Genomic DNA, 23,211 nt, shown 5'->3' on the forward strand with positions numbered 1-23,211 from the left:
GGACTCGCCATGACCGAAGCTCTGATCGACGCCGTCGACGCGGGTGGCGCGGGTGGCGACGGTGCCGATCGGGATGCCGTCGAGCACGAGCGGGCCGAGTTGCGGGAGTTCATCAAAGGGCTGAGCGCGGACGACATCAAGTCGGGCGGCTGGTTCACCAAGCTCCTGGCCCAGGGCCTGAGTTCCTACACCGACAGGGTCGACTGGCAGTACTTCCAGGAGCGGTACGAGGGGGTGCCCGCGGACGCCGTCGTCGATCAGAGGATCAAGATGGCGGCCCGGTACGCCGCGCTCGAAGGCGGACTCTCGGCCGGAGCCTACTCGGCGGCCATCGCCGCCACCCTCGGAACCCTGGGTGGTGCCGCGACGGCGACCGTCCCGGCCGCCGTCGCGACCATGATGGTCGACGTCGCGTTCATCACCCGGCTCCAGCTCCGCCTGGCCCACGACATCGCGGTCCTCTACAGGGTCCCGCTCGACCTGTCCGACCCGGACGACATGTGGAAGCTCATCCGCGTGGCCTTCACGATCAAGAGCGGCGAAGTGGTCCGGGAGGGCGTGGTCAAGGCGGTGCCGGCCGTCGTGCGGCCGCTGATCAAGCGCTTCTACTCGGGAGCGGTGCTCCACACGGCGAAGGGACTCCCCGTCGTCGGCAAGTACCTCCTGCAGCGCAACGTCATCAAGATCGGCATCCCCATGGTCGGCGTCCCCGTCGCGGTGGTGCTGAACCGCTACACGACCCTGGTCGCGGGACGGCACGCGCAGGACGTCTTCCGGAACGAGGCCCGGGTGATCGAACTCGCCGAGGGGCTGTGCACGCGGAGTCGGCACCCGCAATCGATGCTGTGGGTCGCGTGGCTCGTCGTCGCGGCGGACGGGAAGATCACCGACGACGAGGCGTTGTTGATGCGGCATCTGGTGAGGCTGGCCCGGGAGCGGCACCAGGTGGTCGACGAACGGTTCGCTCGCCTCGTCGACATGGATCCCGCCGAGGTGTGGCGACGCCTGGACGCCGAGCCGGGGGACCTGAGCGACGTCATCGACGTGGCAGAGCGGGTGGCCGCGGTGGACGGTGCCGTCAACGCGCGCGAGAAGGCCGTCATCTGCGAGCTCCGGGATCGCTGCCGAAGGAGCTGACCGCAGCCCACGGCCCGGCCCACCCAGAGGCAAAGGGGCGTGCGGGAACGACAAAGCGCCGAGTCACGGGACCGTCCGTGACTCGGCGCTCTGGTTGTTACCGCCCGACGGTGCGAGGCTGGCGCGACAGGACGTTCGCACCGCCGGGCGGAGTAGGAGGCTCCTTCGCCTCGTGCGGGGGACTCTGTGCGTAGCCCCCGTACGAAGGGAAGGAGTTGGCTGGGACCGTGGCGAACGGCGACGAGAACTCCGGCTTCGTCTCCCTCAGGTCAAGAGACGGGCCTCGGAACCCATTACCACCGCACTGGCTCGCACGCTCGCCACGGTCCTCGTCCTGCCCTCACCGCGTACCACCCCTCATCCGGGTAAGCGGGTCGGGCTCGGTACCCGGGGCCTGACCTCCCGTCAGACCCCCGGTACAGCTGTGCGGCTCTCAGGCGTCGCGCAGGGCGCGGACGGCCTCCTCGACGCGCTTGCCGTAGTCGGCGTCGGCGGCGTGGAAGTGAGCCAGGTTCTTCTCGATGACGTCCTCGAGGGTGACCTGAGACAGGCCGCCGGCGATGTTCGCCACCAGACGCTGCTTCTCGGCCTCCGACATCAGGCGGTAGAGCTCACCGGCCTGGAAGAAGTCGTCGTCCTTGGTGTGGGCCGGCGCGGCGTGGGTGCCCGTGTAGCCGGAGACGGCCTTCGGGGCGCCGAGCGCGAGACCGGTCTCGGCCGGACCCTGGTACGAGTTGGGCTCGTAGTTCTTGTCGTGGCGCGAGCCGTTGCGCAGCGCCATGACGCCGTCGCGGCCGTAGTTCTCCGCCTTCGTCGCCTTCGGGGCGTTGACCGGCAGCTGGGTGTGGTTCACACCGAGGCGGTAACGCTGGGCGTCGGCGTACGCGAACAGACGGCCCTGGAGCATCTTGTCCGGCGAAGCGGTGATGCCCGGAACGAAGTTGTTCGGGGAGAAGGCGGACTGCTCGACCTCGGCGAAGACGTTGTCCGGGTTGCGGTCGAGGACCAGACGGCCCACGCGCTGCAGCGGGTAGTCGCTGTGCGGCCACACCTTGGTGAGGTCGAACGGGTTGAAGCGGTAGTCCGCGGCCTCGGCGGCGGGCATGATCTGCACGTACAGGGTCCACGAGGGGTTCACACCGCGCTCGATGGCCTGCAGCAGGTCGGTCTGGTGCGAGTTGGCGTCGGAACCGACGATCTCGGCGGCCTGCTCGCCCGAGAGGCAGCGGATGCCCTGGTTCGTCTTGAAGTGGTACTTGACGAAGAAGGCCTCGCCCGACTCGTTGGTCCACTGGTACGTGTGGGAGCCGTAGCCGTTCATGTGACGGTACGACGCGGGGATGCCGCGGTCACCCATCAGCCAGGTGATCTGGTGCGTCGCCTCGGGGGCGTGCGCCCAGAAGTCCCAGACGTTGTCCGGCTCCTGCTTGCCCGTGAAGGGGTCGCGCTTCTGGGAGTGGATGAAGTCGGGGAACTTGATCGGGTCCTTGATGAAGAACACCGGGGTGTTGTTGCCGACGAGGTCGTAGTTGCCCTCTTCGGTGTAGAACTTGAGCGCGAAGCCGCGCGGGTCGCGGACGGCGTCCGCGCCACCGAGCGAGTCCGCCACGGTGGAGAACCGCAGGAAGGTCTCGGTCTTCTTGCCGACCGTGTTCAGGAACGCGGCGCTGGTGTACGCGGTGACGTCGTCGGTCACCTCGAAGTAGCCGTACGCGGCGGAACCGCGGGCGTGCACCACGCGCTCCGGGATGCGCTCCCGGTTGAAGCGGGCAAGCTTCTCGATCAGCTGCTGGTCCTGGACCAGCAGGGGGCCACCGACGCCGGCGGTGGCGGAGTTCTGATTGTCGGCGACCGGGGCGCCGGACTCGGTCGTCAGCGTGCGCTTCGACATGGTGACCTTCCGTACGGGTAACTGCTGACGGAAAGTGTCTTCCGCCATGCGGAGCCTAATTTCGGCATGAACTAAACGTCAACAGTTTGTTGAACAAAGTTGAGGAGAGGTAATCCGGACGGCGTCGGCACTTGGGCGCGACAGGACAGGTGTCAGCACCGACGCCATCCGGAAACTCAGGTCCCCCTAAGGGGAGGGGTGCTCTGGAAGATCAGAGCTGGGCGCCGGAGAGGCGCTCGACCGCACGGAGCAGGGCGGAGTGGTCCAGGCCACCGTCACCCTGGGCGCGCAGCGAGGCGACCAGCTGGGCGACGACCGCGCCGACCGGGAGGGCCGCACCGACGTTGCGGGCGGCGTCGGTGACGATGCCCATGTCCTTGTGGTGCAGGTCGATCCGGAAACCGGGCTTGAAGTCGCGGTTCAGGAAGTTGTCCTTCTTGCGGGTCAGGACCGTGGAGCCGGCCAGACCGCCGTTGAGGACGTCCAGGGCGGCCTGGAGGTTCACGCCGGACTTCTCGAGGAAGACGACGGCCTCGGCGCACGCCTGGATGTTCACCGCGACGATGAGCTGGTTGGCGGCCTTCACCGTCTGGCCGGAGCCGTGCGGGCCGCACAGGACGATGACCTTGCCGAGGGCCTCGAGGATCGGCAGCGCGGCGTCGAAGTCGGCCTGCTCGCCACCCACCATGATCGACAGGACGGCCTCGATGGCGCCGGCCTCGCCACCGGACACCGGGGCGTCGATGACGCGGATGCCCTTGGCGGCGGCGTTCTTCGCCAGGTCGATGGAGGTCTGCGGGGTGATCGACGACATGTCGATGATGAGCGCGCCGGACTTGGCGTTCTCCAGGATGCCGTTCTCACCGTAGGAGATGGCCTCGACCTGCGGGGAGGCGGGCACCATCGTGATGATGACGTCGGCGTCGGCCACGGCCTCGGCGATCGAGCCGGCCGCGGTGCCGCCGGCGGCGGCCAGACGGTCCAGCTTGTCCTGCTCCAGGGTGAAACCGGTGACCGAGTAGCCGGCCTTCAGGAGGTTCTCGGCCATGGGGGAGCCCATGATGCCGAGACCGATCCACGCGATCTTGGGGAGGTTGCTCATGATGAGGTCCTTCTCTTAATGCTTCGTACGAAAAGTGCGAGAGGTGCCTGGCCGATCGCCCGGACTTCGTCCTCTTACTTGGCGGCGCGGGCCTCGGCCGGCAGCCACTCGAAGGACGCGGCGGCGTCGGCCGCCTTGTACTCCAGGCCCACGTAACCCTGGTAACCGGCCTTCTTCAGCTGGTCGAGCAGGTCTTCGAGGGGCAGCTCTCCGGTGCCGGGGGCACCGCGTCCGGGCTTGTCCGCGATCTGGACGTGCCCGGTCTTGGCGGCGTACTTTTCGATGACCTCGGAGAGGTCCTCATCGTTCATCGCCAGGTGGTACAGGTCGAGGAGGAACTTGGCGTTGCCGAGGCCGGTGGCCTCGTTCACCTTGTCCACCACCTCGATGCCGGCCGGGGCGCTCACCAGCGGGTAGAGCGGCGACTCGGGCTTGTTGAGGGTCTCGATCAGGAGGATCGCGCCCACGCGGTCCGCGGCCTGGGCCGCGACGACCAGGTTCTTCAGGGCCAGCTCGTCCTGGACGGCCGGGTCCACGCCTTCGACGCGGTTGCCGTACAGGGCGTTCAGCGCCTTGCAGCCGACCGAGGCGGCGAAGTCCGCCGCCACGTTGATGTTGGCGTTGAAGCGCTCCGACTCCTCACCGGGAACCGAGACCGCACCGCGGTCCGGGCCCGGCAGCCGGCCGGCGTAGAAGTTCAGGCCCACCAGCTGAGTGCCGGCGTCCTCAAGAGCCTTCTTGAGGGCGTCCAGCTCTTCCTGGGCGGGGGTGGGGGTCTCGATCCAGGGCCACCACAGCTCGACCGCCGTGAAGCCCGCCGCGGCGGCAGCCGCGGGACGCTCCAGGAGCGGGAGTTCCGTGAAGAGGATCGAAAGGTTCACATCGAAGCGCTGGTCCGTGTATCCCATGAGGGGTGTGCGCTCCTTCCGTATTGCGGAAGTTAGTTTCTGCTTGATGGAAGACTGCATGGGCTTGCGCGGGGATGTCAAGTGCGGACTCCCGAAAAATCCTGACCGGGAGGTAGCTTGACCGCGTGCGATTGAGAGTGGAGTTCACGACCGAGCCCTTCGACCTCGAAGAGGCTCCTGCCCATGCCGTGGCGGCCCGCGAGGTCATCCAGAAGGCCCAGCTGGAGGCGGTGGACGTCGGCCCGTTCGGCAACACCGCCGAGGGTGAGGCCGAGCGCGTGCTGGACGCCGTGCGCGCGCTGCTGCGCGATTCCCTGGAGGCCGGCGCGACGCGCGTCTCGCTCCAGGTCAACGTGATCGGGGAGGAGACGCCATGACCGAGCCCCGCGACCACCCCTTCGTCACCGCGGTCAAGCCGCTGATCGACGCGATGGGCGGCGAGCTGATGGATCCGGCCCTCGCGGAGCCCGACGACGTCGTGCTGACCTGGGAGGGTCAGGAGCTGCTCGCCGTGCGTCTGCCCCAGCTCTCGGACTCGCTGGACCACATCCTGGCCGCCTTGGAGCGCCGTCACGGCGTACCGTTGTCGCAGCTCGACCGGAAGTCCAAGCAGGACGTCGTACGCATACTGGAGGCGCGGGGCGCCTTCTCCGTGCGGCACGGTGTGGAAACGGTCGCGGGCGCACTGGGCGTAAGCCGATTCACGGTCTACAACTACCTGAACCGGGATGCCGGGGCTCAAAAGGGATCCGGCAAAAACAGCCAAACGTGAACGTGAACTCACCCACAGTGACGAGCCGCCGCCCAATTCACCCGGGCGGCGGCTTTTGTGTACGCGAAGTTTCAACAAAGTGTTGACGCCGTGTTGTCGAGGGCGTTAGCTATGCGGAGCCCGTCAAGCAACAACAGGCCACGGAGGCCTACCGTGACTTCGAGTCCGACCCCGGGTCTCACCCGGTTCAACGCCTTGGATGACAGCGCGGCCACGGCCGAGCTGCACGAGGTGTGCGCCAGTTCGGCATGGGGGAGCAAGATGCTCGCCCAGCGCCCCTTCGCCACCGCCGATTCCCTGTTCTCCGCGAACGAAGCCGCCATGGCGGAGCTCACCGCGGACGACCTGGGCGAGGCCATGGGAGGCCACGCGCCGATCGGCCGGCCGAAGCCGGGAGACCCGACCTCCGCCCGCGAGCAGCGTGGCATGGCCGGTGCCTCGGAGGAGCTCAAGAACGAGCTCCTCGAACTGAACCTGGCCTACCAGGAGAAGTTCGGCCACGTCTTCCTCATCTGCGCCACCGGTGCGACCGGTGAGTTCATGCGGGACGCGGTCAAGGTCCGGATCGACAACTCGCCGGAACAGGAGCGAGAGATCGCCCGTGGTGAGCTCGTCAAGATCAACAAGATCCGCCTGACCCGACTCGTCGAACTCGTAGAAGAAGGAGCGTGAGCATGAGCACCGAAACCACCGCGTCGGTGTCCACGCACATCCTGGACACCAGCATCGGAAAGCCCGCCGAGGGCGTCGCCATCTCCCTGTCGGCCCGCACGGGTCCGGGCGGCGAGTGGGCGGCCCTGGGTGGCTCCGCCACCGATGCGGACGGGCGCTGCAAGGACCTGCCGGCCCTGCCGGAGGGCACCACACACGTGCGTCTCGACTTCGAGACCGAGACGTACTTTTCCAAGAAGCAAGCCGCCGAGGCGCAGCAGGACGCCCCCCGCGTAAGGGACAGCAGTACGTTTTTCCCCGAGGTCACCATCACCTTCGCGGTGAACCCGGGCGAGCACTACCACGTACCGCTGCTGCTCAACCCGTTCGGCTACTCCGTTTACCGAGGGAGCTAGCATGGCCACGATTCTGGGCCAGAACCAGTACGGCAAAGCAGAGAACCGCGTAGTCAAGATCACGCGGGACGGCGACACCCACCACATCAAGGACCTGAACGTCTCGGTCGCCCTCTCCGGCGACATGGACGACGTCCACTACAACGGTTCGAACGCCAACTGCCTTCCGACCGACACCACCAAGAACACGGTGTACGCGTTCGCCAAGGAATACGGCATCGAGTCGGCCGAGCAGTTCGGCATCCACCTGGCGCGTTGGTTCGTCACCAGCCAGGAGCCGATCAAGCGCGCGCGCATCCGGATCGAGGAGTACGCCTGGGACCGGATCGCCACGTCCGACGCCAACTCCAAGTTCATCGGCGCCGATGAGGTGAACCACTCCTTCGTCCGCAAGGGCATGGAGACCCGCGTCACCCAGATCACGTACGACGGTCAGAACTGGGAGGTCATCTCCGGCCTCAAGGACCTGATCGTCATGAACTCCACGAACTCCGAGTTCTGGGGTTACGTGAAGGACAAGTACACGACCCTGCAGGAGGCGTACGACCGCATCCTGGCCACCCAGGTGTCGGGTCGCTGGCGCTTCAACTGGTCGGACGACGAGCAGCGGATGCCCAACTGGGAGAAGTCCTACACCGAGGTCAAGAAGCACATGCTCCAGGCCTTCGCGGAGACCTACTCCCTCTCGCTGCAGCAGACCCTCTACCAGATGGGTTCGCGCATCATCAACCACCGCTCGGAGATCGACGAGGTCCGCTTCTCGCTCCCGAACAAGCACCACTTCCTGGTTGACCTTGAGCCCTTCGGCCTCAAGAACGACAATGAGGTGTACTTCGCCGCAGACCGTCCTTACGGTCTCATCGAGGCCACGATCCTCCGCGACGGTGTGGATGCCCGCATTCCCGTGGACATGACCAACCTCTAAGGGTCCGGTCGAAGCTCGGCACGTGCCGTCCCGGGGCTCCGCAGTAGCCCCGGGACAGCGCGACACTCTTCAACTTCATGATCGAGATCATGAATCGGCACCCGGTAGCAACATATGGGGCGGCAGTACTGTCAGCTGCCAAGGCCCCCGGCTCCGGCACTCAAATCCCCTGGGTTTTGCCGTGCCCGCATCGCCACTGAAACAGGGAAGTCCCATGGCAGCATCTTCCGCGATCGACGCCTCCGCAGAGCGGATCGTCATCGAAAACTGTGCGATTGCAACCGTCGACGCCAACGACACCGAGTACGCCTCGGGTCACGTGGTCGTAGCGGGTAACAAGATCGAGTTCATCGGTGCGGGCAGTGCCCCCGAGAACCTCGACAACGTAGTCCGTCGTATCGACGGCACCGGGCACCTCGTGACCCCCGGTCTGGTCAACACGCACCACCACTTCTACCAGTGGATCACCCGCGGCCTGGCCACCGACCACAACCTGTTCAACTGGCTCGTGGCGCTCTACCCGACCTGGGCGCTCATCGACGAGCAGATGACGTACACGGCCGCGCAGGGCTCCCTCGCCGCGATGGCCAGGGGTGGCGTCACCACTGCGATGGACCACCACTACGTCTTCCCCAAGGGTTCCGGCGACCTCTCCGGGTCGATCATCCGCGCCGCCTCCGAGATGGGCGTCCGCTTCACCCTCGGCCGCGGTTCCATGGACCGCAGCGTGAAGGACGGCGGCCTGCCGCCGGACCACGCCGTCGAGACCCTCGAAGGCGCGCTCGCCGACACCGAGGCGACCGTGAAGAAGCACCACGACGCCTCCTTCGACTCGATGACCCAGGTCGCCGTCGCGCCGTGCTCCCCCTTCTCGGTCTCGACCGAGCTGCTGAAGCAGGGCGCCGAGCTGGCACGCCGCCTGGGTGTGCGCATGCACACGCACGGTTCGGAGACCGTCGAGGAAGAGCAGTTCTGCAAGGAACTCTTCGGCATGGGCCCGACCGACTACTTCGAGTCCACCGGCTGGCTCGGCGAGGACGTGTGGATGGCCCACAGCGTCCACATGAACGACTCCGACATCGCGGCCTTCGCCCGTACGAAGACCGGTGTCGCGCACTGCCCCTCCTCCAACGCCCGTCTGGCCGCCGGCATCGCCCGCGTCCCGGACATGCTCGCCGCCGGTGTTCCGGTCGGCCTCGGCGTGGACGGCACCGCCTCCAACGAGTCCGGTGAACTGCACACCGAGCTGCGCAACGCGCTCCTGATCAACCGCCTGAACCCGATCCACCGCGAGCGCGCCCTGAACGCGCGCCAGGCCCTGCGCCTGGGTACGTACGGTGGCGCCCAGGTCCTCGGCCGCGCCGACAACATCGGTTCGCTGGAGGTCGGCAAGTGCGCCGACCTGGTGCTGTGGAACCTGAGCACGTTCCTCCACTCCTCGATCGCCGACCCGGTGACCGCGCTGGTCTTCGGTGCGGCCGCCCCGGTGACGGCCTCGTTCGTCAACGGGAAGCAGATCGTCGAGGACAACCGACTCCTCTTCGCCGACGAGGACGCCATCGCCGCGTCCACGCGGGAAGAGGCCCAGCGCCTCGCGCGGATCACCGCGCAGGCCTGACCCCACGGAGTCCGGCCGGGGGGGACGGCCCCCGGCCGGTCGCCGCGGACCCGAGCGGGGTCCGCGGCAGCCGTTCCCGGGAGCGCCCGAGGATTTTCCTCGGGCGCCCCCGGGGGCGGTGAAACCTGCCATCCGGCATCTCCACACAGCGTTGCCTCACGGCTCCGCCACGCGTGGGAACAGCAGCAGAACCGTTTTGGGCGAACCGTTCCGCCGTCGTTTCCGCACCCCTTGGGAAAAGCATTCGCACCACCACAACTCCATACAGGCTCGACTCGCACAGCTTTCGCACCACCTCCCTGAACCCATGTCCTTGGCGACGTGTCTAAATAACGACCGGAGGAAGCCGTGGCCCTGCCGCCCAGGTTTCGCAAAGAAGCAGTCGCAGTACCAGAGGGCTCCGGGGACAAACACCCGGTCGATGAGACCCTTCCCCCGCTCAAGATGGTCACCAGCGGGCTCCAGCACGTGGCGGCCATGTACGCGGGTGTCGTCGCCCCGCCCATGATCGTCGGCCCCGCCGTCGGCCTCTCGGCAACGGAGACCGCCTTCCTGATGGGCGCGTCCCTCTTCACCGCCGGCCTCGCCACCCTGCTCCAGACCCTCGGGTTCTGGAAGATCGGCGCCAAGCTCCCCTTCGTCAACGGCGTCTCCTTCGCCGGTGTCACCCCCATGATCGCGATAGGCAAGGGGGAGGGGGACAACGCGATCCCCGTCATCTTCGGCGCGATCATCGTCGCCGGAATCCTCGGATTCTTCGCCGCGCCCTACTTCGGCAAGCTCGTCCGCTTCTTCCCGCCGGTCGTCACGGGCACGGTCATCACCCTGATCGGCGTCTCGCTCCTGCCCGTCGCCTTCAACTGGTCGCAGGGCGGGAACCGCACCGCCGCCGACTACGGCTCGATGAAGAACATCGGCATGGCCGCGCTCACCCTCGTCATCGTCCTGCTGATGCGCAAGTTCCTGCGCGGCTTCCTCCAGCAGATCTCCATCCTGCTCGGCCTGGTCGCCGGCACGCTGATCGCGCTCCCGCTCGGCATGACCAATTTCGACGCCGTCAAGAACGCCTCGGTCGTCGGGTTCCCGACCCCGTTCCACTTCGGCGCCCCGCAGTTCCAGGTCGCCGCGATCATCTCGATGTGCATCGTCATGCTCGTCTGCATGACCGAGTCCACCGCCGACATCCTGGCGCTCGGCAAGATCGTCGGTCGTCCGGCGGACTCGAAGACCATCGAGGGGGGCCTGCGCGCCGACACCCTCGGCAGTGCGCTCAGCCCGCTCTTCAACGGGTTCATGTGCAGCGCCTTCGCCCAGAACATCGGGCTCGTCGCCATGACCAAGGTGCGCAGCCGGTTCGTCGTCGCCGCCGGCGGCGGGATCCTGATCCTGCTCGGCCTCTGTCCGATGGCGGCCTCCGTCATCGGCGTGGTCCCGCTGCCCGTCCTCGGCGGCGCCGGCATCGTCCTCTTCGGATCGGTCGCCGCCAGCGGAATCCAGACCCTGGCCGGGGCCGCCATGGAGAAGGGCGAGAACGCCCTGATCGTCGCCGCCTCCGTGGGCATCGGCCTGATCCCGATCGCCGCGCCGAACTTCTACCACGCCTTCCCGAAGGACCTCCTCGTCGTCCTCGACTCCGGCATCAGCACCGGTTGCGTCGTGGCGATCCTGCTCAACCTGGGCTTCAACCACCTCGGTGCCAAGAAGGACGCCGCCCTGGCCTCGGGTCCGGAACCGGTGCCCGTGCACTGACCCGGCCCGGCCCCGTACGAACCGTTCACGGCTGTGCGCACGTCACCCACTGCGGGTGTGGCGTGCGCACAGCCGTGTCCGCCCTCCCGGGCCGTCTCTTTCGGATCTTGCCTGACCCGCGCTGCCCGGCAAGATCCAAAAGAGACGACCCGGGCCCCTCAGACCGTCCGGGAGGAGTCCGGTGCCGGGTCCGACCAGATGTCCGGCGGGACCGTCCGGATCCGGCGGCCCTCGTGGTCCAACTCCTGCGCCTCGCACTTGCGTACGTACAGCGACACGGCCGAGTCCGTGATCCGCAGCCCGGGCAGCCGCCTGGTGAGGTCGGAGGTGTAGCGCGAGAGGTCCTCCAGCGTGCGCAGCCGCGCGCTGATCACGAAGTTCCAGCGCCCGCTCACGGACATGCACATACGCGTTTCGCGCAGTCCCGCGGCCGCCGCCGCGCAGTCCGCCACCTCGTACTCGGCCACCTCCGCCCACACCGTCGCCGCGACCGGCCACCCCGACAGCCCCGACGCGAGCGCACTGCTGAAGCGCAGGCCCTGCCCCGCCTCCAGCCGTGCCAGGCGCCGGCGCAGGGTCGACTCGCTCATGGCGAACTCCCTGGCCAGCGAGGCCACGCTGCGCCGCGCGTCGGAGGCCAGGGCCAGGACGAGCGGCCTCTCCTCCGCCGCGATCGAGGCCGTGGCCGACGGGGCCGCCGAGAACGGTCCGCCCGGCGGGCGGCGGGTCCGGCCGGTCCGCCCGGTCAGCCGGTCGCTCTGCGCCGGGGTCAACTGGTCCAGGCGCCAGCGGTCGGGGGCGTAGTGCACGGCCGTGACCACCGAGGACCGGGTCGAGACCACCCCGGGGATCAGCTGCACCCGGAAGGACAGGTACCGGTACAGCGCGTGCAGGTCCGGCACCGCCACGAAGACCAGCAGGTCACGGCCACCGGTGAGGTGCTCCACGCCCAGGGCGTGCGGATCGCCGGCGAGTGCGGCGCCCACCGCCGGAGAGGTGCCCGCCGTGCAGGTGACCTCCACCCAGGCCATCCGGGGAGGCGTGCTGCCCGTGCGCAGACCGATACCGCTGATCCATGCCTCGCCGGACTCCGTCAGCCGCTCCCAGCGGCGTGCGAGGGTGTCCGGGCGGGCGCCGAGCACCGGTCCCAACCGCTCCCAACTGGCGCGCGGGGCGAGCTGCAGCGCGTGGACGAGCGCCCGGTCCAAGTCGTCCATGGCGGAAATGGCCGAATTCATCATCCTCACCTGGTGGATCTCCCGGTAGCCGTTCGGTCATCCGGACTTTCGGCCGATCATCTCTCTTCCTGCATTGAACAGCTCACCCGGGCTGTCGCAGGCGTATTCAGGACATCGGGGGAGGATCTGTGGGGGAGGCCGGCTCGGGCATGCGCCAGACGGTGCCCGCGGAGCTGTCCAGCTTCATCGGCCGGGAACGGGAGCTGGCCGCCGTCGCGAAACTGCTCGCGGTCGAACGCCTGGTCACCCTCACCGGCCCGGCCGGCATCGGCAAGACCCGGCTCGCCGTGCGCACCGTACGTTCCCTGACCAGCAGCGACGGCATCGACGTGTGCTGGGCCGAGCCGGTCCGGCTGGATCCGACGCGGCTGCCGGAGCTGGAGGCCGGGCTGGCGGCCGCGCTCACGGGTCGCGAGGTGCTGCTGGTGCTCGACGGCTGCGAGCAACTCCCCGAGCAGGCCCGGGGCCTGGCCGGGCGGCTGCTCGCCGAGCTTCCCGGGCTGCGGATTCTGGCCACCTCACAGCGCCGCCTGTGGCTGCGCGGGGAGGTCGAGGTGGCCGTCCCGCCGCTGTCGCTGCCGCCGGGGCCCGTGGCGGCCGGCGGGCCCACCGGACCCGCGCGCCGGATGCCGGTGGCCGAGATCGCAGGGTACGCGGCCGTACGGCTCTTCGAGGAACGGGCCAGGGGCGCCGACCCCTTCTTCGGGCTGACCGAACGCAACGCCGCGGACGTGGCGGCCCTGTGCCGGGCCCTGGACGGGATCCCGGGCGCGCTGGAGCTCGCCGCCGGACGCTCCCACCAGTACGCCCCCGACCAGGCGCTGCGGCGGCTGGCCGCGGACCCGCTGACCTTCCTCGCGGGCGGCGCGGGGCGGGGCACCCGGGTCGACGCGGAGCGCTCGTACCGGCTGGCGCCGCCCGCCGAGCGGTTGGTGCGGGAGCGGCTCTCCGTGTTCGCCGGCTCCTTCGACCTGGCGGCCGCCGCGGAGGTGTGCGGCTTCGGCGTGCTCACCCGGGAGGGCGCCGCCGAGGTGCTGCGGGACCTCGTCCCCGGTCTGCTCGTCGACGGCGGGCCGGGCCGCTACCGGTTGCCGCTCTCCGTACGAGCCCACGCGGCCCGGCGGCTCGCGCACGGCCCGGCCGGGGACGGGGCGACGGCGGCCCGGCGGCACCACGAGCGCTGCCGGGTGCTGGCGGAGAAGGCGGCGCAGCTGTGGCGGGACGGGGCGCAGCGGGAGGCTCGGGAACTGGCCCTGCGGGAGCTGCCGGAGCTGCGGGCGGCGATGAACCCGCTGTCCGCGACCGGCCCGGCCGCCGCCCTGGAGATCGCCGTGTCGCTGTGGTTCCTGTGGTCCGCGTGCGGGCTGACGGAGGAGGGTCGGCGCCATGTGGAACGCGCCCTCGCCCTGCATCCGGCGCCGCGACCGGCCCGCGCGCTGTGGCTGGCCGCCTGGCTGGTGGCGAGCCGCGGCGAGGCGTCCGCGGCGGACCCGCTGCTGGTCGAGGCGTGGAGTGCGGCCGTGCAGGAGGGGGAGGACACCTGCCTCGCCTACCTCGCGCACGTGCGGGGCACGGTCGCGCTGTGGGAGGAGCGGTACGAGGACGCCGCCGGCGAGTTCCTGGAGGGTCTGGAACTGCTGCCGGAGGTAGCGGAGTTCGGGCCCGGCCGGGAGGCGTTGCGAGCCGCGCACACCATGGCGCTCGCCCACACCGACCCGTCGTCGGTCCCGGCCGAGGACACCCCGCCCGGGCGCCCGCCCGGCCCGCCCCCGGGGCCGACGGGCCGTTCCGCCGATCCGTGGGCGCGTGCCTGGAGTGACTTCGCCCGTGCCGTGGTCCACCGCCGGGAGGGCCACGAGGCCGCGGCCCGGGCCGCCCTGTTGCGCGCCCTGCGGGCCCTGATCGCCCTCGGCGACGGCGTGGGCCAGGCCTTCGCGGCGGAATCGCTCGCCGAACTGGAGGCGGACCGGGGACGGTACGCGGAGGCCGCGCGACTGCTCGGCTGCGTCTCCCGCACCCGCCCGGCCGCCGCCCCGGCCCCCCGGGCCGAACGGGTCCTGCGCGCCCGGCTCGCCCCGGAGGCCTTCCGCTCGGCCCTCCGCGAGGGCGCCCGCACACCGCTGCTCAGCCTGCTCCCGGACCCCTGAGCGTCGGGGCGTCGGGGCGTCGGGCGTCGGGCGTCGGGCCTCGGGGCCTCGGGGCCTCGGTCGTCAGGGCGTCCAGAGCATCAGATTGCTCATCAGTTCGGCCTGCTCCACGGCGTCGTCGAGCGCGTGGTGCGTGTGCCGGCGCGAGGAGTGCAGTTCGCGCGGCATCCGGCCCTTGACCGCGGCCCGCAGCGGCACCCGCGCCTTCGTCGCGTACAGGGTCTTCATGTCCAGGCAGCCGGAGTGCCCGAAGGGGCTGTCCCCGCCGAACCGCATCAGGTACCACTACAGGAAGGTCCAGTCGAAGGAGGCCGGATAGCCGCACATCACGGGCTGCGCGCCCGCCTCCGCCGACACCTCGCGCACCCAGGCGCGGAACGCGTCCATGGCGGCCGCCGGGTCCTCGCCCTCGCGGACGAGCCGGTCGCGGTCCAGTCCGCTGACTGCGAGCGCCTCGGGCACGTACGCGTCGCTGATCGGACGCAGCTCCCGGTAGAAGGTGAGCCGCTCGGGATCGGCGGCCGTATACGAGTCGCCGTCCTGCCGGCCGGCGACCGCCGCTCCGAAGCTGATCATCGAATACGGTCCGGGAATGGGTCCGTCGGCCTCGATGTCGACGGAGACGTACAGACTGGGACGTGCGTTGCGAACTGCCATGCGCGAGAGCATGCCGGCCGAGCCCCCGGGCGATCACCCCATTTCCCGGTCGACGGCGGTGGGACCCGGGAGCAGACTGGGAAGAGGGGCGCGCGGCGGATCGAGGTAGGGATCATGTTCGAGGACACCAAGGCGTTCAGCGGCTTCTCCGTCGACGACCTGGGTCGGGCCAAGGAGTTCTACGGAGGCACGCTCGGGCTCCGCGTCACCGAGGACGAGCCGCGGATGCCGCTCCTGACGCTGCACCTCGCCGGCGGCACGAAGGTGATGGTCTACGCGAAGGACGACCACGAGCCCGCGACCTTCACGATCCTCAACTTCGCCGTGGCCGACGTCGAGGAGGCGGTCGACGAACTCACCGCGAAGGGCGTCCGCTTCGAGCGCTACGAGGGGTTCGAGGCCGATGCCAAGGGCATCGTCCGCCAGGACGACGGGCCCGCCGCCATCGCCTGGTTCAAGGACCCGGCGGGCAACGTCCTGTCCGTGCTCAGCGAGTCGATGTAGGAGCGGGGCCGCGGCCGCCGGACCGCGGCCCCGCCGTCTGCCTACGGGGCCGGGGTCAGGTACATCCCCGTCTCGTCGGCGCCCGCGGTGTTCTTGCAGCCGACGCTCGAAGCGGCGGGTTGGGCGAGCGCCAGGGCGAGGCAGCGACCCGCCGCCAACTGGCCGTAGAAGTTCGGGTGCATGGACTCCTGGACCAGGCCCTGGGTCTCGCTGCTGTCGATCCAGCGCGCCCACTCGCTCGTCTTCGCCGAGGCCGGCACCGTCGAGCTCACCGGCTTGCTCGCCTTCGCGCACACCTCGCGCCCCTGGAGCATGTCGCGCAGGTCCAGGAACTGCACGCCCTTGGCCGCGGCGACCCCCTTGATGCGGTTCGCGATCTGCGGCACGAGGGAGTCCCGCGCCCAGTCCGAGTCCCGGTTCCAGAAGGGACAGCCGCCGCTGTTGAGCCGGCTCCAGTCGCTCTGCGTGTACCGGTTCTCCGCGCCGCGCGGGATCGGCGACGGGTAGGACTGCAGCACGATCCGGTACGAGGAGTCGGCGTAGCCGGCCGCCCGCATCACGGCCCGGATCTCGTCGACGGACTTGCCGACCCCGGCCATCGCCGCGTCGATCTTCCCGTCGACCACGGCCTGCTGGTCGTCGTAGCAGTACGAGTTCCAGAGGACGAAGTCGTACGCGCACTCCTTGATGATGTCGGCGAAGCCCAGGTCGTTCCCGCCGACGGACAGCGCGATCACCTTGACGTCGTGGCTCGCGGCCACCGCGGCGAGCTGATCGGCCTGCGGGGCCTCGCCCTTGAAGGGGACACCGCCGTTGGCCGCCCGGAAGACGTTCTGCGAGACCGCCCCGGAGCAGGCGAGGTTCACGGCCACGTCGGCCACCCCACCGGCGCTGCGCACCTCGGCGGAGTCCGACCGGTGACACCCGCCGGCGGTCGTCCCGTACACCTTGGCGGGGTCGTACGTGCTGCCACTGACCCAGGCCCGGTCGGTGCCGCCCCGGCTGCCGGTGTTGGTGAGGCTGTTGCCCTTCCAGCGCCCGGCCTCGCCGGAGATGTAGCTGTCGCCCATGGACACCACGGCGGTGGGGCCGCTCCCGGTGCTCGCGGCGGAGGTCCCCGCCCCGCCTGCCAGCAGCGCCCCGACGGCAAGCGGCAGGACCATCCCGGCCCCGGTCAGTCGTCGCACCCGACGGCGGGCCCGGTCCTTGCTTGCGGTGCGGAATCCGATCACTGCGGAACTCCTGCGTTCGGCCATGCCGAAGTCGGCAACGACTCCGCTGCATGGCTGGGAAGTGGGGGTACCGCCGGCCGGTGGCAACCGGAAAGGTGCCACGGGCCCGCTTGTTACCGCTAGGTACAAGCACGTTACGAACGAGTAACGACCGATCGGTCGTTCGGTGCTTCCGGCCACTCTGGCCGAATCAAGTCCCGTACGTTTCAGGCCTTCTGACGAGTCGTCCGATCATGTCGGGTCGGTGTGTAACAATGTCGTCCCTCCCGGCCGCGGGCACCGGTGAGAGCGAGGGGGACACCGCACATGACCCACAGGGTTGTCGCTGCCATCGACTTCGGCACGCACGGCTCGGGATTCGCCTGGGCGGTCCTCCCGGCCGGCGCGGACATCCCCGGCGAGCGTCAGATCGACTATCCGGACCAGTGGGACGACGCTCCCGTCACCTACCCGAAGAACCTCTCCGCGCTCTTCCTCGACCCCGACGGAGCCGACCGGCACTGGGGGTACTCCGCCCGCCGCGCCGGCGCCGCCGGCGAGCCGGGACGCCTGGAGCACGGCTTCAAGATGTGGCTGCGCACCGAGGACCGCGAGCCGGGCCGGAGCCCGGGCAACGGACTCGTCGGCACCCCCGAGCAGGCCGTCCCGCTCATCGCCGCCTACCTGCGCAGACTGCGTGAGGCGGCCCTGGAGCGGATCGTGACGGGCGGCGGGTTCCTGGAGTCGGACATCCGCTGGTGCCTGACCGTCCCCGCCATCTGGGAGCCCGAGGAACGCAACCTGATGCGCGAGGCCGCCGGCCAGGCCGGCTTCCCCGCGCACGACCGCGGCCGGCTGCTCCTGGTGACCGAGCCGGAGGCCGCGACCGTCTACTGCGCCCAGGACGCCGCCGGGATCGGCGGCCTCGGCTCGCTGGCCACCCTGGTCGTCGACTGCGGCGGCGGCACGGTGGACATCGCCGCCTACCGCTCCCGGACCGACGGCTCCCTGGAGCAGCTGCACCCGCCGAAGGGCGGAAAGCTGGGCTCCAACTACATCAACCGCCGCTTCCAGGTCCAAGTGCTCGCCCCACGGCTCGGCCAGGAGGCGTTCAAGGCCCTGGAGGCCGCCCCCGCCCAGCTCCTGGAGCTGATGGACGCCTTCGAACGGGTCAAGACCTCCTTCCGCGGCGACGGCGACAGCGTGGTACGGATCCCCATCTCCCTCAAGGCCAGCCGGATCATCGACCCGCACGGCGGATCCGAACGCCTCGCCGCGGAGCAGCAGGGGGTCGACGACCACATCGTCATCGAGCCGGACGTCATGCGGGGCCTCTTCCAGGGCACGATCGACCCGCTGGTCCAACTGGTGAGCACCGAGATCCACAAGCTGCTCGCCGATCCCGCCGTCGCCGCCGACGGGCTGCGCGTGGTCCTGGTCGGCGGGTTCGCCCAGTCGCCCTACGTCCAGAGCCGGCTCGGCCAGCACATCGAGAAGGAGTTCCCGGGCGGGGTCCAGCTCATGATCCCGCCCAACCCGTCCCGGGCGGTGCTCGGCGGGGCCGTGCACTACGCGTGCCGCCCCGAGGTCGTGCACTCCCGACGGGCGGCCAACACGTACGCCGTCGAGATCTCCGCGCGCCGCAAGTTCGGCGGCGTGCTGCGGGAGTCAGGCGCCCTGCGCGAGCTGACCATCACCAAGGTCAAGGGCAAGGGCGCCTACCGCGACGGGGTCCTCGACCCCCTCGTCCTCATGGGGGACTCGGTACAGGTCGGGAGCGAACTCACCTACTCCCTCGCCCCGCTCAGCAGCGACCAGCGCGAACTGCGCGTCGCCCTGTACGCCGTACCGCAGGTGAGCGACCTCACCGTCAAGACGCCCGGGGCCCGGCTCCTCGGCTCGGTCGTCGTCGATCTCTCGGAGTCGCTCCACCGCGCGGTGGAGCAGCGCGCGGTGGACCTGTACTTCACCTTCGGCGGCACGGAGATCGGCGTGGCCGTGGTCAACCCCCGCACCCAGGCACGCCGCGACACCGTCGTCGAGTTCGTCGGAGTACCCGAGTAGGCAGTACGAGAAGAGGAACGCCAGATGGAGCGATCGGAACCGGACCGAGGACTGCCCGCCGCACCGGGTGCGTGGTCCGCCGGCAGTCCTCCCACGCCGTCCGCGCTGCCGCCCGTGCCCGCACGGCTGCCCCCGGCCGGCCCACCGGGGCGCGCCGAGGAGCAGCAGGACGATCCCCGCCGGGGGTTCCTGCCGTGGAAGGTGTTCCAGGAGGTACGGGTGCTGCGGGCGGAGGTCGAGTCGCTGCGGGCCGAGATCGGCGCCCTGCGCACCGAGGGGGAGGACCGCCGTGACCGGCTCGACAAGCTCTACGAGGTGGTGCACGGGCTGCGGGCCGACCGGACCACCGAACTGGAGAGCGCCCACAACGAGACGGCCCGGGAGTACGCCGCGCTGCGCGGCCGGATCGTCGGCCGCTGCGCGGACGCCGTGGAGGCGGGGACGGACGAGCTGTACGACCGGCACGAGCGGTGGGAGACCCACGTGCGGCTGACCGCCGCGATGTTCCGCACCGTCTTCGGCGAGCACCCCGCCGCCGAGGCGGACTGGCACCACACCGCCGCCCGGGTGCTGGGAGCCGAGGGGAAACTCGGCCCGGTCACGGACCTGCACACGAACGCCGCGGAACTGCGCGCGCGGATCGCCGAACTCGGCGGGGTCCACCGATGGAACTTCGAACTGCGCCTGGGCCGGCACCTGGACACCGGCCTGCACGAGCTCTGGCCCAGGGCCGACGAACGCGAACCGCTCACCCTGTGCGTCGCCCCCGCCTACCACGTCGTCGGCCGCACCCCGCACGTCCTGCCCCTCGTCCACACCGCGATCGGCCGCGTATGACCTCCGACCGCGCCCTGGACGGGAGCGTCCTCGACGGCCGCTACCGACTGGAACGGCTGCTCGGGCGGGGCGGCATGGGCGAGGTCTGGCAGGCCTCCGACCTCTCCGACGGTGCCACCGTCGCCGTGAAGACCCTCCTCGGCCAGACCCTGGACTCGCCGGAGGCGCGCGCCCGCTTCCGGCGCGAGGCGCGCACCGCCGAGCGCGTCGTCAGCCGCTACACCGTGCGCCTGCTCGGCTCCGGTTCGGACGCCGGAGTCGACTACCTCGTCATGGAGTACGTACGGGGACGCAGCCTGGAGAGGGAACTCGCGCAGCGATTCGTCGCCGACCGGACCCGGGGCTGGGCCGTGTCCGTCCTGCGCGGGATCGTCCAGGGCATCGTCGACGTGCACACCGCCGACGTCGTGCACCGGGACATCAAACCCTCGAACGTCATGCTGACCGACGACGGCCACGTCAAGGTCTGCGACTTCGGCATCGCCAAACTCGTCGGGAACGAACTGGTCACCCAGCTCACCGCCCCCGGCCAGATCCTCGGCAGCGCCCCCTACATGCCCCCGGAGCAGTGGACCGGCGGCACGGTCACCTTCCAGGGCGACCTCTACGCCTTCGGATGCCTGGCGTACGAACTGCTCACGGGGGAGCGCCCCTTCGGCACCCACGACTCCAGGGAGGCCTACCGCCTGGCCCACCTGCAACACCGGCCCGAGCGGCTGTCGGTCCTGCGCCCCGATCTGCCGGCCGCCCTGGACCTGCTGGTGTCCGCGCTGCTGGAGAAGCGCCCCGGGGACCGGCCCGCCTCCGCCGAACTCGCCGCCGTCGTGCTGGACGTGCCGCCCCTGGAGGCCTGGGGCCCGGTGCGGGCCAGGCAGCGGCTCGCCGCCCACGACGCGGAGACCGACAGGATGCTGCGCGACGCGGAGCACATCTGGCTCTCCAACCGGCCCGAGGCGGGGCTCGCCGCGTGCCGGGAGGTGGTGCGCCGCAGGACCCTGGTGAACGGTCCGCACGCGGACGCGACCCTGCGCGCCCGCAGGGTGGAGGCCGACTGCCTGTGGACCCTGGGGGACCTGACCGAGGCGCTGGCGCTCAGCGAGGAACTCGCCGAGCAGCGGGTCGCGGTGCTGGGCCCGTACAACGACGAGGCGATCCTCTCGCTGTGGGCCTGGGCGAGGCGGCTGGGATACCTGGGGCGGTTCCCGGAGGCGGTGGTACCGCTGACGCGGATCGTCGAGGCGCGCCTGGACACCCACGGGAGCTACTCCCCGGAGTACCAGCGGGCGGCCCACGAGCTCGCGCTCTGCCTGTCGGCCTGCGGCCGCGGCCCCGAGGCGGTCCCGCTGCTGTGGGACGTGATCGCCGGGCGGACGGACCTGCTCGGGCCGGAGGCTCCGGAGACCCTGGAGAGCCGCCTTCTGCTGGGTGCCATCCTGCTGGAGGGCGACGACGCGGGGGAGGCCTTCACCCTGCTCGAACCCCTGGAGGCGGCGCTCGACCGGGGCTGGGTGCCCACCCAGCGACCACCGGAGTACGTGCGGGCGCTGATCGCCAACGCCAGGTTGCGCGCGAAGCGCAAGCGCTGACCCGCGGACACGGCTCCGCCCCCGCGCCGGAGGGCGGCGGGGGCGGAGCCGTTCACGCGCGGCTGCTGTGCGAGGGTCAGCCGGCGAGCTGGTCGTACGCGGGGAGGGTCAGGAAGTCCGCGTAGTCGGCGTCCAGGGAGACCTGGAGGAAGAGGTCGTGGGCCTGCTGCCACTTGCCGGAGGTGAAGGCGTCCTCGCCGACCTCGGTGCGGATGGCGGCCAGTTCCTCGGTCGCGATCTTGCGGGTCAGGTCGGCCGTGGCCGTCTCGCCGTTCTCGAAGACGACACCGGCGTTGATCCACTGCCAGATCTGCGAGCGCGAGATCTCCGCGGTGGCGGCGTCCTCCATCAGGCCGAAGATGCCGACGGCGCCGAGGCCGCGCAGCCAGGCTTCGATGTAGCGGATGCCGACCTGGACCGCGTTGCGCAGGCCGTCGTAGGTGGGCTTCGCGTCCAGGGAGTCGATGGCGATGAGCTCGCCCGGGGCCACCGAGACGTCCTCGCGCAGACGGTCCTTCTGGTTCGGCTTCTCGCCGAGCACCGCGTCGAAGGAGGCCATCGCGATCGGGACCAGGTCCGGGTGGGCGACCCAGGAGCCGTCGAAGCCGTCGCCCGCCTCGCGGTCCTTGTCGGCCTTGACCTTGGCGAAGGCGATCTTGTTGATCTCGGCGTCCTTGCGGGACGGGATGAAGGCCGCCATGCCGCCGATGGCGTGCGCGCCGCGCTTGTGGCAGGTGCGGACCAGCAGCTCGGTGTACGCCCGCATGAACGGGGCGGTCATCGTCACCGCGTTGCGGTCCGGCAGGACGAACTTCTCGCCGCCGTCGCGGAAGTTCTTGACGATGGAGAAGAGGTAGTCCCAGCGCCCGGCGTTCAGGCCCGCCGCGTGGTCGCGCAGCTCGTAGAGGATCTCCTCCATCTCGTACGCGGCGGTGATCGTCTCGATGAGGACGGTCGCGCGGACGGTGCCCTGCGGGATGCCGACGTAGTCCTGGGCGAAGACGAAGATCTCGTTCCAGAGGCGCGCCTCCAGGTGCGACTCCGTCTTCGGCAGGTAGAAGTACGGGCCCTTGCCGAGGTCGATCAGGCGCTGCGCGTTGTGGAAGAAGTAGAGGCCGAAGTCGACCAGCGAGCCGGAGGCCGGGGCGCCTTCGAACTGGAGGTGGCGCTCCTGGAGGTGCCAGCCGCGCGGGCGCATCACGACGGTCGCCAGCTCGGCGGCGGGCTTGAGGGCGTAGGCCTTGCCGGTGCGGGCGTCGGTGAAGTCGATGCGGCGCTCGTAGGCGTCGATCAGGTTGAGCTGGCCGAGGACGACGTTCTCCCAGGTGGGGGCCGAGGCGTCCTCGAAGTCGGCGAGCCAGACCTTGGCGCCCGAGTTGAGGGCGTTGATGGTCATCTTGCGGTCGGTCGGACCGGTGATCTCCACACGGCGGTCGTTCAGCGCGGCCGGGGCCGGGGCGACCTTCCAGTCTCCCTCGCGGACCTGTGCGGTGTCCGGGAGGAAGTCGAGGGTGGAGGTCCGGGCGATCTCGGCACGACGCTCGGCGCGGCGGGCCAGGAGCTCGGCGCGGCGGGGGGCGAACCGCCGGTGGAGCTCCGCCACGAAGGCGAGAGCCGCCTCGGTCAGGACCTCGTCCTGCCGGGGCAGGGGCTCGGCATCGACGATGGCCAGCGGGGACGGCGCTGGTGCGGACATATCTGTCACTCCTTCAGCGGCGGTGCCTGGCGGCCGCGGGGGAATGCTCGCGCTGGACGGCACGCAGTGTCGTCGGGTGTGGAGAGTTCCGGCATACGGTCG

The 23,211-nt window shown here is 70.2% G+C and carries 21 protein-coding genes; 13 read left to right on the forward strand and 8 right to left on the reverse strand.

All coding sequences use genetic code 11. The features are described 5' to 3' along the window. Positions 1 to 9 precede the first annotated feature (9 nt). Positions 10 to 1,137 carry a hypothetical protein gene (locus ACFYZL_RS07455; RefSeq protein ID WP_384747287.1) on the forward strand — a complete coding sequence of 376 codons (1,128 nt, stop codon included), beginning with the start codon at positions 10 to 12 and terminating at the stop codon, positions 1,135 to 1,137. Between the two features lie 433 nt (positions 1,138 to 1,570). On the opposite strand, the gene ACFYZL_RS07460 is transcribed toward ACFYZL_RS07455, so the two are convergent. The 3 genes from ACFYZL_RS07460 to ACFYZL_RS07470 all read right to left on the reverse strand — a co-directional run bounded on the left by ACFYZL_RS07460 (position 1,571) and on the right by ACFYZL_RS07470 (position 5,038). Further along, positions 1,571 to 3,028, reverse strand: coding sequence for a catalase (locus ACFYZL_RS07460; protein WP_384592809.1), 1,458 nt, complete (start codon positions 3,026 to 3,028; stop codon positions 1,571 to 1,573). Between the two features lie 211 nt (positions 3,029 to 3,239). Continuing rightward, positions 3,240 to 4,130, reverse strand: coding sequence for a 2-hydroxy-3-oxopropionate reductase (locus ACFYZL_RS07465; protein WP_384747284.1), 891 nt, complete (start codon positions 4,128 to 4,130; stop codon positions 3,240 to 3,242). A gap of 74 nt (positions 4,131 to 4,204) precedes the next feature. Next, on the reverse strand, positions 4,205 to 5,038 hold the full coding sequence (locus ACFYZL_RS07470; protein ID WP_384747281.1) for a TIM barrel protein: 834 nt from the start codon (positions 5,036 to 5,038) through the stop codon (positions 4,205 to 4,207). A 125-nt stretch (positions 5,039 to 5,163) separates the two neighbouring features. On the opposite strand from ACFYZL_RS07470, the gene ACFYZL_RS07475 reads away from it, so the two are divergent. From ACFYZL_RS07475 to ACFYZL_RS07505, 7 genes are all read left to right on the forward strand, one after another. Beyond that, positions 5,164 to 5,415: a thiamine-binding protein gene (locus tag ACFYZL_RS07475; RefSeq protein WP_384747280.1), complete on the forward strand. Its 252-nt coding sequence runs from the start codon at positions 5,164 to 5,166 to the stop codon at positions 5,413 to 5,415. Then, a complete protein-coding gene (locus ACFYZL_RS07480; protein WP_384747277.1) occupies positions 5,412 to 5,810 on the forward strand; it encodes a helix-turn-helix domain-containing protein in 399 nt (132 codons plus the stop codon). Before ACFYZL_RS07475 ends, ACFYZL_RS07480 begins: the two co-directional genes overlap by 4 nt. A gap of 153 nt (positions 5,811 to 5,963) precedes the next feature. Continuing rightward, a complete protein-coding gene (gene uraD, locus ACFYZL_RS07485) occupies positions 5,964 to 6,482 on the forward strand; it encodes a 2-oxo-4-hydroxy-4-carboxy-5-ureidoimidazoline decarboxylase (protein ID WP_384747275.1) in 519 nt (172 codons plus the stop codon). A gap of 2 nt (positions 6,483 to 6,484) precedes the next feature. Continuing rightward, positions 6,485 to 6,877: a hydroxyisourate hydrolase gene (gene uraH, locus ACFYZL_RS07490; RefSeq protein ID WP_388676994.1), complete on the forward strand. Its 393-nt coding sequence runs from the start codon at positions 6,485 to 6,487 to the stop codon at positions 6,875 to 6,877. 1 nt (position 6,878) lies between these two features. Continuing rightward, complete coding sequence (gene pucL, locus ACFYZL_RS07495; protein ID WP_384747269.1) at positions 6,879 to 7,802, forward strand: factor-independent urate hydroxylase; 924 nt, start codon at positions 6,879 to 6,881, stop codon at positions 7,800 to 7,802. A gap of 214 nt (positions 7,803 to 8,016) precedes the next feature. Then, positions 8,017 to 9,420 carry an 8-oxoguanine deaminase gene (locus tag ACFYZL_RS07500; RefSeq protein WP_388676998.1) on the forward strand — a complete coding sequence of 468 codons (1,404 nt, stop codon included), beginning with the start codon at positions 8,017 to 8,019 and terminating at the stop codon, positions 9,418 to 9,420. A 348-nt stretch (positions 9,421 to 9,768) separates the two neighbouring features. Beyond that, positions 9,769 to 11,169 (forward strand): nucleobase:cation symporter-2 family protein, encoded by a 1,401-nt coding sequence (locus ACFYZL_RS07505; RefSeq protein WP_384756709.1) that lies wholly within the window; start codon positions 9,769 to 9,771, stop codon positions 11,167 to 11,169. Between the two features lie 158 nt (positions 11,170 to 11,327). Here the strand turns inward: ACFYZL_RS07505 and ACFYZL_RS07510 are convergent, their stop codons facing one another. Next, entirely contained in the window at positions 11,328 to 12,386 is a 1,059-nt protein-coding gene (locus tag ACFYZL_RS07510) for an Lrp/AsnC family transcriptional regulator (protein ID WP_384756706.1), read from the reverse strand. Positions 12,387 to 12,556: 170 nt separating this feature from the next. On the opposite strand from ACFYZL_RS07510, the gene ACFYZL_RS07515 reads away from it, so the two are divergent. Beyond that, positions 12,557 to 14,554 carry an ATP-binding protein gene (locus ACFYZL_RS07515; protein ID WP_384756703.1) on the forward strand — a complete coding sequence of 666 codons (1,998 nt, stop codon included), beginning with the start codon at positions 12,557 to 12,559 and terminating at the stop codon, positions 14,552 to 14,554. Between the two features lie 63 nt (positions 14,555 to 14,617). Here ACFYZL_RS07515 and ACFYZL_RS07520 read toward each other — a convergent pair whose 3' ends face one another. Next, on the reverse strand, positions 14,618 to 14,830 hold the full coding sequence (locus ACFYZL_RS07520) for a hypothetical protein (RefSeq protein WP_388677001.1): 213 nt from the start codon (positions 14,828 to 14,830) through the stop codon (positions 14,618 to 14,620). 9 nt (positions 14,831 to 14,839) lie between these two features. Beyond that, a complete protein-coding gene (locus ACFYZL_RS07525) occupies positions 14,840 to 15,211 on the reverse strand; it encodes a hypothetical protein (RefSeq protein WP_388677004.1) in 372 nt (123 codons plus the stop codon). A 114-nt stretch (positions 15,212 to 15,325) separates the two neighbouring features. On the opposite strand from ACFYZL_RS07525, the gene ACFYZL_RS07530 reads away from it, so the two are divergent. Continuing rightward, on the forward strand, positions 15,326 to 15,715 hold the full coding sequence (locus tag ACFYZL_RS07530; RefSeq protein ID WP_384756697.1) for a VOC family protein: 390 nt from the start codon (positions 15,326 to 15,328) through the stop codon (positions 15,713 to 15,715). A gap of 41 nt (positions 15,716 to 15,756) precedes the next feature. On the opposite strand, the gene ACFYZL_RS07535 is transcribed toward ACFYZL_RS07530, so the two are convergent. Then, a complete protein-coding gene (locus tag ACFYZL_RS07535; protein WP_388677589.1) occupies positions 15,757 to 16,878 on the reverse strand; it encodes a GDSL-type esterase/lipase family protein in 1,122 nt (373 codons plus the stop codon). Between the two features lie 375 nt (positions 16,879 to 17,253). Here ACFYZL_RS07535 and ACFYZL_RS07540 point away from each other — a divergent pair, with 375 nt between their 5' ends. From ACFYZL_RS07540 to ACFYZL_RS07550, 3 genes are read left to right on the forward strand one after another with little or no spacing between them, the layout of a single operon-like run. After that, the gene (locus ACFYZL_RS07540) at positions 17,254 to 18,990 is read left to right on the forward strand and encodes an Hsp70 family protein (protein WP_384756694.1); all 1,737 of its coding nucleotides are present in this window, start codon (positions 17,254 to 17,256) and stop codon (positions 18,988 to 18,990) included. Positions 18,991 to 19,014: 24 nt separating this feature from the next. Continuing rightward, positions 19,015 to 19,827 (forward strand): hypothetical protein, encoded by an 813-nt coding sequence (locus ACFYZL_RS07545; protein ID WP_384756692.1) that lies wholly within the window; start codon positions 19,015 to 19,017, stop codon positions 19,825 to 19,827. Then, entirely contained in the window at positions 19,824 to 21,413 is a 1,590-nt protein-coding gene (locus tag ACFYZL_RS07550; RefSeq protein WP_384756689.1) for a protein kinase, read from the forward strand. Before ACFYZL_RS07545 ends, ACFYZL_RS07550 begins: the two co-directional genes overlap by 4 nt. 76 nt (positions 21,414 to 21,489) lie before the next feature. Here ACFYZL_RS07550 and aceB read toward each other — a convergent pair whose 3' ends face one another. Then, the gene (gene aceB, locus ACFYZL_RS07555; protein ID WP_384756486.1) at positions 21,490 to 23,109 is read right to left on the reverse strand and encodes a malate synthase A; all 1,620 of its coding nucleotides are present in this window, start codon (positions 23,107 to 23,109) and stop codon (positions 21,490 to 21,492) included. Positions 23,110 to 23,211 lie beyond the last annotated feature (102 nt).

The organism is Streptomyces sp. NPDC001717 (assembly GCF_042892775.1).
Classification (GTDB): Bacteria; Actinomycetota; Actinomycetes; order Streptomycetales; family Streptomycetaceae; genus Streptomyces.

Bases quoted from the DNA above. Each gene is read 5' to 3' on its own strand.
- ACFYZL_RS07455 (WP_384747287.1), top strand. From the start codon at position 10: ATGACCGAAGCTCTGATCGACGCCGTCGACGCGGGTGGCGCGGGTGGC.
- ACFYZL_RS07460 (WP_384592809.1), bottom strand. From the start codon at position 3,028: ATGTCGAAGCGCACGCTGACGACCGAGTCCGGCGCCCCGGTCGCCGAC.
- ACFYZL_RS07465 (WP_384747284.1), bottom strand. From the start codon at position 4,130: ATGAGCAACCTCCCCAAGATCGCGTGGATCGGTCTCGGCATCATGGGC.
- ACFYZL_RS07470 (WP_384747281.1), bottom strand. From the start codon at position 5,038: ATGGGATACACGGACCAGCGCTTCGATGTGAACCTTTCGATCCTCTTC.
- ACFYZL_RS07480 (WP_384747277.1), top strand. From the start codon at position 5,412: ATGACCGAGCCCCGCGACCACCCCTTCGTCACCGCGGTCAAGCCGCTG.
- uraH (WP_388676994.1), top strand. From the start codon at position 6,485: ATGAGCACCGAAACCACCGCGTCGGTGTCCACGCACATCCTGGACACC.
- pucL (WP_384747269.1), top strand. From the start codon at position 6,879: ATGGCCACGATTCTGGGCCAGAACCAGTACGGCAAAGCAGAGAACCGC.
- ACFYZL_RS07500 (WP_388676998.1), top strand. From the start codon at position 8,017: ATGGCAGCATCTTCCGCGATCGACGCCTCCGCAGAGCGGATCGTCATC.
- ACFYZL_RS07510 (WP_384756706.1), bottom strand. From the start codon at position 12,386: ATGGACGACTTGGACCGGGCGCTCGTCCACGCGCTGCAGCTCGCCCCG.
- ACFYZL_RS07515 (WP_384756703.1), top strand. From the start codon at position 12,557: ATGCGCCAGACGGTGCCCGCGGAGCTGTCCAGCTTCATCGGCCGGGAA.
- ACFYZL_RS07520 (WP_388677001.1), bottom strand. From the start codon at position 14,830: ATGCGGTTCGGCGGGGACAGCCCCTTCGGGCACTCCGGCTGCCTGGAC.
- ACFYZL_RS07525 (WP_388677004.1), bottom strand. From the start codon at position 15,211: ATGGCAGTTCGCAACGCACGTCCCAGTCTGTACGTCTCCGTCGACATC.
- ACFYZL_RS07530 (WP_384756697.1), top strand. From the start codon at position 15,326: ATGTTCGAGGACACCAAGGCGTTCAGCGGCTTCTCCGTCGACGACCTG.
- ACFYZL_RS07535 (WP_388677589.1), bottom strand. From the start codon at position 16,878: ATGGTCCTGCCGCTTGCCGTCGGGGCGCTGCTGGCAGGCGGGGCGGGG.
- ACFYZL_RS07540 (WP_384756694.1), top strand. From the start codon at position 17,254: ATGACCCACAGGGTTGTCGCTGCCATCGACTTCGGCACGCACGGCTCG.
- ACFYZL_RS07545 (WP_384756692.1), top strand. From the start codon at position 19,015: ATGGAGCGATCGGAACCGGACCGAGGACTGCCCGCCGCACCGGGTGCG.
- ACFYZL_RS07550 (WP_384756689.1), top strand. From the start codon at position 19,824: ATGACCTCCGACCGCGCCCTGGACGGGAGCGTCCTCGACGGCCGCTAC.
- aceB (WP_384756486.1), bottom strand. From the start codon at position 23,109: ATGTCCGCACCAGCGCCGTCCCCGCTGGCCATCGTCGATGCCGAGCCC.